At 22.9% G+C, this 12778-nt stretch carries 13 protein-coding genes; 8 read left to right on the forward strand and 5 right to left on the reverse strand.

What is annotated here, in order from left to right; translation table 4 throughout:
- Positions 1 to 50: 50 nt before the first annotated feature.
- Positions 51 to 840, forward strand: a protein-coding gene (locus ACI2WJ_RS04495; protein WP_400254962.1) for an IS5 family transposase whose coding sequence is annotated in 2 segments (ribosomal slippage) — positions 51 to 311 and positions 313 to 840 — 789 coding nt in all. Because the reading frame shifts where the segments join, the coding sequence is not laid out codon by codon here.
- Positions 841 to 935: 95 nt separating this feature from the next.
- Here ACI2WJ_RS04495 and ACI2WJ_RS04500 read toward each other — a convergent pair.
- From ACI2WJ_RS04500 to ACI2WJ_RS04510, 3 genes are all read right to left on the reverse strand, one after another.
- Positions 936 to 1535, reverse strand: coding sequence for a hypothetical protein (locus ACI2WJ_RS04500; protein ID WP_400254963.1), 600 nt, complete (start codon positions 1533 to 1535; stop codon positions 936 to 938).
- A gap of 270 nt (positions 1536 to 1805) precedes the next feature.
- Positions 1806 to 3122 carry an ETX/MTX2 family pore-forming toxin gene (locus tag ACI2WJ_RS04505; RefSeq protein ID WP_400254964.1) on the reverse strand — a complete coding sequence of 439 codons (1317 nt, stop codon included), beginning with the start codon at positions 3120 to 3122 and terminating at the stop codon, positions 1806 to 1808.
- Positions 3123 to 3160: 38 nt separating this feature from the next.
- The gene (locus tag ACI2WJ_RS04510) at positions 3161 to 3835 is read right to left on the reverse strand and encodes a BspA family leucine-rich repeat surface protein (protein WP_400254965.1); all 675 of its coding nucleotides are present in this window, start codon (positions 3833 to 3835) and stop codon (positions 3161 to 3163) included.
- A gap of 223 nt (positions 3836 to 4058) precedes the next feature.
- Here ACI2WJ_RS04510 and lepA point away from each other — a divergent pair, with 223 nt between their 5' ends.
- The 4 genes from lepA to ACI2WJ_RS04530 all read left to right on the forward strand — a co-directional run bounded on the left by lepA (position 4059) and on the right by ACI2WJ_RS04530 (position 8201).
- Entirely contained in the window at positions 4059 to 5867 is a 1809-nt protein-coding gene (gene lepA / locus ACI2WJ_RS04515; protein ID WP_400255243.1) for a translation elongation factor 4, read from the forward strand.
- A 524-nt stretch (positions 5868 to 6391) separates the two neighbouring features.
- On the forward strand, positions 6392 to 6646 hold the full coding sequence (locus tag ACI2WJ_RS04520; protein ID WP_400254966.1) for a hypothetical protein: 255 nt from the start codon (positions 6392 to 6394) through the stop codon (positions 6644 to 6646).
- A gap of 55 nt (positions 6647 to 6701) precedes the next feature.
- Positions 6702 to 7491 (forward strand): IS5 family transposase gene (locus tag ACI2WJ_RS04525; RefSeq protein ID WP_400254556.1). Its coding sequence is split into 2 segments (ribosomal slippage): positions 6702 to 6962 and positions 6964 to 7491, totalling 789 coding nucleotides; the frame shifts between segments, so codons are not numbered across the junction.
- Positions 7492 to 7688: 197 nt separating this feature from the next.
- The gene (locus ACI2WJ_RS04530) at positions 7689 to 8201 is read left to right on the forward strand and encodes a hypothetical protein (RefSeq protein WP_338980700.1); all 513 of its coding nucleotides are present in this window, start codon (positions 7689 to 7691) and stop codon (positions 8199 to 8201) included.
- 178 nt (positions 8202 to 8379) lie between these two features.
- Here the strand turns inward: ACI2WJ_RS04530 and ACI2WJ_RS04535 are convergent, their stop codons facing one another.
- Together ACI2WJ_RS04535 and ACI2WJ_RS04540 are read right to left on the reverse strand one after the other, a co-directional pair.
- The gene (locus ACI2WJ_RS04535) at positions 8380 to 8925 is read right to left on the reverse strand and encodes a hypothetical protein (RefSeq protein ID WP_400254967.1); all 546 of its coding nucleotides are present in this window, start codon (positions 8923 to 8925) and stop codon (positions 8380 to 8382) included.
- A gap of 164 nt (positions 8926 to 9089) precedes the next feature.
- A complete protein-coding gene (locus tag ACI2WJ_RS04540) occupies positions 9090 to 9347 on the reverse strand; it encodes a hypothetical protein (RefSeq protein ID WP_400254968.1) in 258 nt (85 codons plus the stop codon).
- A gap of 278 nt (positions 9348 to 9625) precedes the next feature.
- On the opposite strand from ACI2WJ_RS04540, the gene ACI2WJ_RS04545 reads away from it, so the two are divergent.
- The 3 genes from ACI2WJ_RS04545 (at position 9626) to ACI2WJ_RS04555 (ending at position 12317) form a co-directional block, all read left to right on the forward strand.
- Entirely contained in the window at positions 9626 to 10807 is a 1182-nt protein-coding gene (locus ACI2WJ_RS04545; protein ID WP_400254969.1) for a prolipoprotein diacylglyceryl transferase family protein, read from the forward strand.
- A gap of 123 nt (positions 10808 to 10930) precedes the next feature.
- Complete coding sequence (locus tag ACI2WJ_RS04550) at positions 10931 to 11239, forward strand: hypothetical protein (protein WP_174480536.1); 309 nt, start codon at positions 10931 to 10933, stop codon at positions 11237 to 11239.
- Between the two features lie 19 nt (positions 11240 to 11258).
- A complete protein-coding gene (locus ACI2WJ_RS04555; RefSeq protein ID WP_400254970.1) occupies positions 11259 to 12317 on the forward strand; it encodes an MSC_0882 family membrane protein in 1059 nt (352 codons plus the stop codon).
- Positions 12318 to 12778 lie beyond the last annotated feature (461 nt).

Below are 12778 nucleotides of genomic sequence, written 5' to 3' on the forward strand. Positions count from 1 at the left end.
TTTAGAGAAATAGGGTAAAATGATTATATATTTTAAGATAAGAGGTATATATGCGTAAAAATTATCCTAGTAATGTTAGCAAAGAGCAATTTGAAAATATAAAATCAATTTTAGAAAATACTAAAAAGAGAACTAAACCAAGAAGCTTAGATTTATATGAAGTATTTTGTGCAGTTTTATATGTATTAAAAAGTGGTTGTCAATGAAGAATGTTACCAAAAGATTTTCCAAAATGACAAATTGTATATTATTATTTTCAAGTTTGAAGTAAAAATAATGGTAAAGAACCTAGTGTATTACAATTAGTTTTAAAAAAAATTAGTCATGGCATTTCGTATCAATAATGGTAGAAAAGAACAAACTAGTTTTTGTATAATTGATTCACAAAGTGTTAAAAATACAGATACTACTAAAAACAAAGGTTATGATGCTGGTAAAAAGATTTCAGGAATAAAGCGTCATATTGCTGTTGATTCTCAAGGTTTACCACATGCAATTTACATAACCACAGCAGAAAAAACAGATCGTAACAGTGCTATAATAATGATTGAAAATGAAAAAGAGAATCTTTCTGCAGTTCAAAAAATACTAGTAGATGTTGGTTATACTGGTGAAAAATTTGCTTCTAAAATTAAAACAATTATAAATGTAAATGTTGAAGTTATAAAACGTAATGAATTACATTCTTTTGTAGTATTACCAAAAAGATGAGTTGTAGAACGAAGTTTTGCATGATTAGAAAAATGCAGAAGATTATGAAAAAATTGTGAAAAAAAATTAAATACTAGCTTACAAATGGTTGTTCTTGCCTTTATTTCAATTTTATTGAAAAGATTTTAAACAGGTTCTAAAAGATTTTATCATTTGATGACTTATCGACTAAAAATCTATTTTTTATTATAAAATAACTATCATAATGTTCTTCTTATTAAAAATTAATCAAAAAAGATTTTAAACAGGTTCTTAGATGTGGTTGGTAATTTAGGTAATACAAGACCATCATTTGGTTTGGATAAAATATTTAATAAATAATTGTCAGATAATTGTTTATTATTTTTTAAAAAAAATATAGTTACTGTACCACCTGTAATTATATAATCTGTATGATCTATTTTTTTATTAATTATTGGTGAGTAAGATTTAACTTTTATCTTAATGGATTGTGTATCACTATGTTTAAAAAGTCTATATTTTCCTTGACCACTAACTGCTTTTAATTTTAAAATATCAACTAAAAAGTTAGCAGCATCAGCAGATTTAGCTTTAGTAGTTTCGCTATCATTTTCTAATAAATTGCTGGCAGTAATATTGTTTAGTTGAATAGAGTTTCATTTTGTTAATTTAGTTATATTATTTTGATAGATATCTAATTTGATTGTTGAATTATTATTTGAATCTAAAAAATTAAAATCTTTTTGTACTTGCATATTCATTTTTAGAATATCATCTGATTGACATGCAATGAGTGAGCCTGTACTAACTGTTGTTAAAATAACTGCTGTCATTAATTTAAATAAAGTTTTTATATTTTTCATATTTTTTCTTTCTCCTTTTAAATCTAGAAAAATTTTAGTTATTTTTAATAATTTAGTAATTAATTAAAAATAATTTTCTGATATAAATTATATATTTTTAGCACTTATTAATGATTTTCATAATAATTTTCTTTTGTTGGTGTTGTTTTAATAATTTTAAAGTTGAATAAAAAAATCTTTAGTGAATAAAAAAATATTTAAAAAAACTGCTCAATTGAGCAGTTTTATTTTAAAAAATGTTATTTTTGAATTAAATATTTTATATAAACTTTAAATTGGTTGTTCTGGATTGACTGTAACATCTAATTCATTAGATTTACCATATAAGGTTAATGGAATAGAATAATATAATTCGTTATTATTAGCATACATTAAACAATTATTAGCAAATTGATTTTTATTTAATTCTGTTAGAAGCTCATAGAAATTATATGTTTGTCAACCTTTATTAACATTATCTTCTCAATAATATAAATTTCCAGAAAAAGTTGAACTCTTATTTAATTTTAAAGTTAGAATATAGTCAGATTTAGTATTATTTAAAAATATATCATAATCTATATTTACCTTTTTATGAGGTAATACATTTATTTTTTGAGATGGATATTTTAATGTTACTGATTCAGAATTTGTATTTGTGGTACTATGGCTAAAGTTAAAATTAAAGGTTGTTTCTTCAAAAGGTATTGATATTTTTTCACTTATACCAACATCATATGTATTAGTAACAGAATAAGTATTTGTTACTTCTTTATCGTATTCTTGTGTACTAAGTTGTTGTTCAAGGTTTGTATTATTTTTAAGTTCTGTTTGTTCAGAAGTTTCAAAGGTCTTAGTTAAATTTATTAATGAAATTTTATCATTTGATAAAATTTCATTATTTTTAATATTAAGTTTCATATTTTCCAATCAATAACCTTTATTTTTCATATGACCCATTACAAGAATATCTAGAAAATTTCATATATTAAAATCAAATTCTTGTCTATAACTTAAAGTAATTTCACCTTTATAGTCACCAGTTCCTTCAATTATAGCACTTGTAGTATTAATAGACCCTTTAATATTAAAATCATTAATAGTTAAAATACTAGCATCATAATTTATGCTTTTGATACCAATTAAAAGTTCCTCTTTGGTTGGAATTAAATTTTTTGCTAAAATTTTAATAAATCCTAGGTTTTGATTTGCTATAAGTAAATTTAAGTCTTTTTTCTCTTGTGTGGTTGTAATATTTATATTTATCGTTTTTTCACCAGTAAAGTTTATAGAAGTACTTAATGCAATTATTTTTATAATTAATTTTCTATTTTTAATATCAGCATCTTGTAGAGGTATATTATTATTTTTACTAATTTTTACATCGCTTAGTTGTAAATTTGAAAATGTTTTTTTTCTTAATTTATTAATTAATTCAACTTTAAAAACTTTTACATTATTATCAAGTGTTGTAATGTCTAAGTTATCAGATAAACCTTTTAAATCTTTTTTATGTACAGGATATACTGCTCCTCCACAAGCAACTAAACTAATACTTGTTGGTGTTGCAACCATTAAAGATAATATAAATCTTAGCAGTTTTCTCATAATTATTTACCACCTTATCTTTTTCTTATTAAATTTTTTTATTGTTTAAATTTTGGTAATTTACTGGGATTATAAATTTTTGAGCCAGTAGCAAAATTACTGTGTTCTATTATTTTTTTTACATTTCATTTTGAAAGGTTTTGATTGAATGATCTTGCATTAAAAAACATTTTATTCATATTTGTTACATTAGAAGTATTTCAATTTGAAATATTTTGATTAAATGTTAAAGCATCAGCAAACATTGAATTCATATTTATTACATTTGATGTATTTCAATCTGCAAGACTTTGATTAAATGCAATGGCATTTTGAAAGATAAGACTTAAATCTGTTACTTTTGAAATGTCTCACTTTGAAATATCTTGATTGAAGACAATAGCATCTCAAAACATATGTTTTAATGATGTTATTTCTGATGGTAATTGATCTGGCACTTTTTGAATTGTTTTTGGCATTTTAACCACTTGAATTTGATTAATAATGTTTTTATAAAATCCAATTTGAACAATTTCTTTGCTATTTATATTTGATAAATCTGTTTCATTAGTTGTTATTTGTTCTCCATCTTTGTCAATGTAAATTGTGTCCTGTTGAGTTTTATTAATTATATGTACATTTTGTTGCCAACTACTATTTAAATTAACATTATTTACATTTCTAACAGTAATTGTAATTGCTAAAATACTTAATGTTGTTAATATTTTTTTCATATTATTAACAACCCCCCTCCTTTATTTTTTGTTATTATAATTTTACATGATTTTAAAAACTAGTTATTTATGTATATATCTTTTCATATATTGTTAAGTGATAGTTTAATATATTTATAACATTATCTGCAACTTTCAATTTAATTTTATTTAAACTTTGGTATACTAAAACATAGTAAATAGTTTATAAGCAAAAGATAGGTGAATAAATAATATTATGAGTATCGATAAAAAATACATTAGAAATTTTTCAATTATTGCCCATATTGATCATGGTAAATCAACTTTGGCTGATCGTATTTTAGAATTAACTAATGCTGTTTCAAAAAGGGAAATGAAAAATCAATTGTTAGATTCACTAAATTTAGAACGTGAACGTGGCATTACAATTAAACTAAATAGTGTACAACTTAAATATCAATCATTAGATGGTCATACTTATTTGCTTCACTTAATTGATACTCCAGGTCATGTTGACTTTACTTATGAAGTATCGCGTAGTTTAGCAGCATGTGAAGGTGCCATTTTAGTAGTTGATGCTGCTCAGGGTATTGAAGCACAAACTTTAGCAAATGTATATTTAGCATTAGATAATGATTTAGAAATTATTCCTGTTATTAATAAAATAGATTTACCAAGTGCTGAACCAGAAAAAGTTAAGGAAGAAATTGAAAAAGTATTGGGTTTACCTGCTGATTATGCGCCTTTAATTTCTGCAAAAACAGGTATTAATATTCGCGATGTTTTAGAAGCAGTTATTAAATATATTCCTTATCCAATTGATGCTGATGATAATGAACCATTGCGTGCTTTAATTTTTGATTCATTATATGATAAATATCGTGGAGTGATGGCATTTATTAGAATTAAAACTGGTGTAATTAAAGTTGGCGATAAAGTAAGAATGATGTCAACTGGTGCCGAATATGAAATTACTGAATTAGGAGTACGCACACCAAAAGAAGAAAAGAGAGAAATGTTAACAGCTGGTGAAGTTGGTTGAATTAGTGGTGCAATTAAAATAATTAGTGATATTCATGTTGGTGATACGATTACTAGTGTTATTAATCCTGCTGATGCACCATTACCGGGTTATAAAACTTTAAAACCAATGGTTTATTGTGGTTTATATCCAATTGATACTAATAAATATCAAGAATTAAAGGATGCATTATATAAAATTCAATTATCGGATGCCTCATTAATTTTTACTGCTGAAACATCACAAGCATTAGGTTTTGGTTTTCGTTGTGGTTTTTTAGGGTTATTACATATGGATGTTATTCAAGAACGTTTAGAGCGTGAATATAATTTAGTTTTAATTTCAACAGCTCCTTCTGTAATTTATGAAGTAAATTTAACTAATGGTGAAAAGTTAATAATTGATAATCCAGCAAAATGACCAACTGTGCAGACAATTAAAAGTGTAGAAGAACCATTTGTGCAAGTAACAATAATGACACCAGAACAATATGTTGGTGCATTGATGCAATTATGTCAGGATAAACGCGGAACTTATTTAGATTTAAAATATGCTGATAATTTACGAAGAACTCTTATTTATAATATGCCACTGAATGAAATTGTCATTGATTTTTTTGATAAATTAAAATCAATATCAAAAGGTTATGCTTCATTAGATTATGAATTAATTGGTTATCAGGAAAGTAAATTAGTGAAAATGGATATTTTATTAGCAGGTAATATTGTTGATGCATTATCTGTTATTGTTCATAAGGATTTTGCTTATGATCGTGGGCGTGTTTTATGTGAAAAATTAAAAAAATTAATTCCAAAACAAAATTTTGAAGTTGCTATTCAGGCTGCTATTAATAATAAAATTATTGCTCGTCAAACTGTGCAAGCAGTTAGAAAAGATGTTATTGCTAAATGTTATGGTGGTGATATTACAAGAAAAAGAAAACTTTTAGAAAAACAAAAAGAAGGAAAGAAAAAAATGAAATCGATTGGTAATGTTGAATTACCACCAGAAGCATTTCGTGCTGTTTTAAAAATAGATGAAGAAAATTAATAAAAAAGTTATAAATATTTGCTTTGTTTTTTTCTAAATTGGATTATTTGAAAATAAAAATGAGATTTCTCACAATTTTATGTTAAATATATAGTATTTTTTTTAATTCTGCAATTATTTCCATTTTAATTTTTATGTAATTTTTTTGCATTTCAATATTAATTAAATTCTCTTGACTTTTTAAATGATTATTTTCTAAATTATTTTTTATTATTGCGTGACACTCAATTTCTCTAGAGTAATTTTTAATCATATTTTTTATGTTATTAATCATTTTATATTCCCCATTTCAAAGTTTTATAAATAATTTATTTATATTTTTTATTATATCATTTTATTTATAAAAATTATAAATAAAATGATATAATTTTCTATAATAAATCTAGTATTCATAGAAAAATAAATTAAAAGCAAGTTTAAATAAAATGATATAATAAAAAAACAATTTCCTAAGAAATTGATAAAATTTTAATTTATAATAAGTATATTAATAATAATTACTTAAATGGGGAGTAGGGGGTTATGTGAAAATTTTATTAAAAATAATTGATTGTTTGAACCCAATTTCTATTTTTAAAAGTATTAAAAAGTATATAGAAAATAGAGCTAAGATTGAAGCAAAATTAATTAATAAAGAAAAGCAAAGACAACATGAAAAAGATTTACAAGATTCTAGATTTAAACATGAATCACTTGAAAATGAAAAAGACAGAAAATTACAAAAAGAATTAGCTGAAGAAAAAACTAAAAGATTAGGGTTAATATTAGAACCTGTTTAAAATCTTTTAGAGAAATAGGGTAAAATGATTATATATTTTAAGATAAGAGGTATATATGCGTAAAAATTATCCTAGTAATGTTAGCAAAGAGCAATTTGAAAATATAAAATCAATTTTAGAAAATACTAAAAAGAGAACTAAACCAAGAAGCTTAGATTTATATGAAGTATTTTGTGCAGTTTTATATGTATTAAAAAGTGGTTGTCAATGAAGAATGTTACCAAAAGATTTTCCAAAATGACAAATTGTATATTATTATTTTCAAGTTTGAAGTAAAAATAATGGTAAAGAACCTAGTGTATTACAATTAGTTTTAAAAAAAATTAGTCATGGCATTTCGTATCAATAATGGTAGAAAAGAACAAACTAGTTTTTGTATAATTGATTCACAAAGTGTTAAAAATACAGATACTACTAAAAACAAAGGTTATGATGCTGGTAAAAAGATTTCAGGAATAAAGCGTCATATTGCTGTTGATTCTCAAGGTTTACCACATGCAATTTACATAACCACAGCAGAAAAAACAGATCGTAACAGTGCTATAATAATGATTGAAAATGAAAAAGAGAATCTTTCTGCAGTTCAAAAAATACTAGTAGATGCTGGTTATACTGGTGAAAAATTTGCTTCTAAAATTAAAACAATTATAAATGCAAATGTTGAAGTTATAAAACGTAATGAATTACATTCTTTTGTAGTATTACCAAAAAGATGAGTTGTAGAACGAAGTTTTGCATGATTAGAAAAATGCAGAAGATTATGAAAAAATTGTGAAAAAAAATTAAATACTAGCTTACAAATGGTTGTTCTTGCCTTTATTTCAATTTTATTGAAAAGATTTTAAACAGGTTCTTAGAAAATAAATTAACTATAAATAGACAAAATTATTATTTAAAACATGATAATAATCCTAAATTAGAATTGGAACTTAAAAGAAAACGAATTAAAGGTAAAAAAATAAAGTAATATTGTATTTACAAAAATATGAGGTTAAAATTGATATAATCACTCTATTGAAGGTGATTTTAAGGAGTTTTGATAATGGATTTAAATATCAATAAAAATTTAAAAACAAAAGTTTTAAATAATTTTTTAAATTTATTAGCAATTAATTTAGCAGATACTTATTTAGAAACCTTAAAAAAATATAAATCAAAAGATGTAGATGAATTAGTATTAAATTTTTTAGATCAAATAGTTTATTTAGTCGATGAAGAAATTGATATAACAAACGTTAAAAATAGTTCAAAAATATCAAAAATGAATACTAAACAAAAAGAAAAATTTAATAATGCTTTAAGAAAAGATAATAAATATCGAAAAATGTGTTCAGTTCTTAATTTTATATATCGAGTAATAAAAGAAGAAGAAACACAAGAGCAAGTATTCAATAATATATATCATTTTTATGAAAAATCTGATGCTGAAACTTTAGAAATATTTTCTAATGATTATAAAGAAAAAGAAAGATTTGATTTTTTTAAAGAAATAAAATTAAAGTTAAAAAATAGTAATAGTTTTTTATATAAATCAAATTTACAAGCAAATATATAAGTTTAATATATTTATAAAGTATCTTTAAAAACATCTCTAATAAAATATTAGAGATGTTTTATGAATAAACAAAATTATAAAAAATTAAAATGATTTATAATTTTACTATTAAATTTTCAATAAGTATTACAATTTTTTTAAAAAAGAACTAACTTAAAATTAGTTATTTTAAATTAGATTATTTATTTTTATATATTCCATCAGTAGTTGTTGCATAAATAGTAAAATTATTAGAATTATAAATCAATTCATTAATTGAATTAAGTTTATTTTCATAGAATAAAGTGAAGTTTTTTTCTTGATAACTTTTTCATATATTACCATCTTTATCACCAACTAAAACCCCTGTTCCAAAAGTTATTACTGTTGTATTTATTGTTTCTAAAGTTTGCTTATATGGTAAAAAATTAGCAATAGTAACACGTTTATAATAAACTTTTTTACTGTTGTTAGTAACAAAGATTGTTTCTTTATTATCAACAGCAATACTTGTAATACCACCATCTTTTAGTTGCTCAACTAAATTAAAAGGATTACCCCCAATACTTTTAAAAATCATTCCTTCTGTATTACCAGCATAAATTAAGCCATTTTTAGTTGTTTTTAAAACTGTAATGCTACCTGTTGCCCCATCTATTTTTTCTAATTCAGTTGTTGGACTTGAATTAGTATATACCCCTTGATTTGTTCCTATATAAATATTATTTTCTTTGTCAAAAGTCATTGCTAATAATTGATATAAACTTAAAGTATATTTTTCAGCAAGTTGATCATTTTTAAGAATATAAACTTTTAATTCATTATTTTTTTCATTATAAGTTCCAACATAAATTGTGCCATTAGGTGTTGTAATTAGTGATTTTATTTTATAATCATAATTAAGTAAATTTATTTCTTCAAAAGATTGACCATTGTCACTTTTATAAACAATACCTTCACTATTAACGGCATAAGTTTGTTCCCCCTTAAAGTTAAACTATTAATTTCACCAGTAGTGCCTGTCATTTTGTTAAAGCTAATTTTAGAAACATTGTTTTTATTTAAAAAAGTAGTATTTTGATTGCTATTAATTATTTTATTATTTGATAATATCATCCCTAAATTTGTAACAGTGGTAATTAATAATAACAATTGTTTAAATTTCATTTTTATTCCCTCCTTTTTTTTAAAATTAAATTAAGATTTAGCAAAAATACATTATTTTTTGTATTTGTTTTTTGGTAAATCTTAATTTAAGTTTATATTTGCAAAAAATAATATACAATAAAAAATCTAAAAAAATGTGAATTACAATTACACTTTATCAAAATTATATATGTAATATGTATTGTTTGCCTTTATTTATATTGTGATTCTTAGTTAGTTATGGTATTCTATTATGGTATTCTATATTAAAAGATGGTCTTGTAAGTGAGGTGTTTGTTATGTTAAATTTAGATTTTGTTGGACCTCACGGCATTACTGATACTTATGGTGGATGGTTTCATGTTTATGCATTTGCTATTATGTCGGGTATTTTTGCTTCAATTATTGCTTCTTGAGTAAAATTTAAATGTTATCGTGTTCCTACTGATTCTTTAGCATGATCAATAATATTTATTATTCCTGCTTCATTATTTGGTGCTAGTTTTCTTGGCAAGGATGATCCTAATAAGTCAATTAGTTTTTTTGAAAAATTTGCATTTTGAAAACCAGGGATGTCTATTCATGGTGGTGTTTTATTTGGAATTATTGCTGGTGCAATTATTTTTTACTTTGTTGGTCGTAAGTATAAAATATCATTATGAATATATGGTGATTTAATTATTCCTAATATTTTATTAGGACAGGTATTAGGACGTTGAGGTAATTTCTTTAATCATGAATTACTTGGTAACGTTGTAAGTTATGATTCATTATCATGATTACCTGCTTTTATTCGTGATAATTGTTTTAAATTAAATGGTGGACCAAGTGGCACTCCAGAAACTATTAATGGTGAAATTGTTTATCGTGCACCAATATTTCTTTATGAATCAATTGCTAATTTAGGACTATGATTAGTGATTACACTTGTTGTTCCAAATCTTGTTAAATGATTTGGTAAAAAGCCATGAAAAGTAGAGCCAGATAAGTTTCAATTTGATTTTAAAAATAATTTTAAATACTGAGGAAAAATAACTTTTAATCCAAAATATTGAAATAAAGTAAATCGTGACCCAAAACATTTGACTTGAACTAAAATGTGAAATGAAGTTTACTATTATAATCAAGTACCAAAAAATGTAGTAAATAAAGCATTAGCAGAAGTCAAACCTTCTGGTAAGAAAATTAATGATTATATAAATAAAAGCAAAAAACTTTATGAAATAAATAATCCACATCATTATCGAATGATGCATGCAGGTGTTCAAATGGGACTTTACTTTTTTGGATGAAATTTAATTAGATTTATTTTAGAGTTACAGCGCCCACCAGAAGATTTATTTTTAATTAATCGTCCAATTCTTGATTATACAGTTTTATTATTGATTACTTTCTTTGGCCTGTTTCTAGCAATATTTGCACAATTTGTTGCAGCAAAATATTTACGTAGCGAAGGATGAACATATGAAAAAGAATATTAATAATATTCTTTTTTATTATTAAAATAATTATTATAACAGAAAATAAACTATTAAATAGATAATATTAATTAGATTTGGTGTTTTTGTTATAATATTTATATACTAATGTATGAGGTGAAATTAGTGTTAGCAGTAGTAAGTGATGATAGTAGTACTAATACCATTAAGTTTTTAGGTTTTGAGATTCCAATTACTACTTTTTTATATTCAATGGGTGGGTTAGCACTTTTGATTTTTCTGTTATTATTATCAATTTTATTAATAATGTATTTACGCAAAAGGATTTCTATTAAAGGATACTTAAGTTTAGAAGAAAAAGATTATCAATTTGAAGATAAAATTTTGGAAATTGAACATGAAATTGCCAAATTACAAAGAAAATTTTATTCAAGTAAACATATTTCTAAAAAGACAAAAAAATATTTTAACTAATTAAATGTAGGTGATGTATATGTCTAAAATAAAATTTAAATTATTTGATAAATTTTTTTCACAAAAAAATAGGTTATCAGATAAAGAAGGTTATCAAAAATCAACTAATAATAACACTTATTTTAGAAATGTTGTACCACCAATTAATAAAAATAAAGAAAATATTCATAATTCTGATTTTAATGAAAATGATTATAATGAAAAAAAATATGATGGTAAAAATATACAAGTTACTAGTTCTTATATAATACCTTTACAAGAAAAAAAGACAGTGCCGATCAATGAAAACTTTACTAAAGAAAAAGATATGTATTATGATCAACCACAAACATTTAATACTATGGAAATAGTTAGTTATAAAAATAGTTTTAAAATTCCAAAACCAATTAGCAGAGAAATTAAATCAGAGAAGCTAAAACAATTAATTTTATTATTTATTGGTGTTATGACATTAATTATTGCTTCAACTTTTATTGGTTTATATTTTGGTATGATTAACATAAAAATTATTCCTCATCCTGTAATTACTATTCCATTAGCAATTATTGCTCTTACTATTATTTTAATTAATATTATTGAATTTGTGACATTAAGAAGAGAAGTGGATTTATATATTGAAAGAACATTAAAAGGGTCATTATTACCTCCTAATTTTATAATTAGAAATTATCGTAAAATTCATGCTAACTTGATAATTATTAATTGAATAAGTATTAGTAGTTATATTGTTCTTGGTATTATTATTGGCATTATGTTTTTGATTAGTGGTCAGAAATTAACTTTTATTATTCAAAAATGAACAGTTAATGTTCCTGATATTATTAAAGATGCAATAACTTTAACAATTATTTTAGGTGTTATTTTCTTTATTCATATGATTAATATTGTTATTTTTAAATTTCGTAAACGTAATATTATAAGTTATTATGGCTATGAAATTATTAATCCACAAGAGTTAAATCAATACAAAAAAAAGATAAATAGAATATGTATGATTATTACTATTGGTTTTACTGCTTTAATATTTTTTGCAATTGTTATTCCAATATTTGTATTAAAAAGAAGAAAGAAAAAGTAAAAAAATATTGAATATTATCTATATATAATTAGAGTGTGTCATTAAATAAAATATTTTATGTAATAAAGATTATTTTTAAATAAAAACTAATTTGTATTATGTAAATATTTTTTTATTAAATAGTTAAATTTAAAAAAGTAAGTATTTATTTACAATATTTAATTAGTTAATAACTTTTTATAAATTTAATGTATTATTAACTTGTATAAAATATTGAATCCAAAAAATCAAATAAAAAAAGTAAAATGGGAAATATGAGAAATTTATAAGGATAGAGTCCAAAGGAGAATTAAGTTATGAAAAAATTATTAACAACATTAAGTTTTTTAACACTTGCAACAACCGCAGGAAATTTAACGAATTTCTTAAACTCAACTATACAAAAAATAATATTACAACTAACTATATTCAAAATAAAACTCAACAAGATACAATTTACATTGATGAAGATGGAAAAGAAC

Origin of the sequence: Spiroplasma endosymbiont of Cleonymus obscurus (assembly GCF_964273375.1) — a bacterium.
In the GTDB taxonomy this organism is placed as follows: domain Bacteria; phylum Bacillota_I; class Bacilli_A; order Mycoplasmatales; family VBWQ01; genus Spiroplasma_E.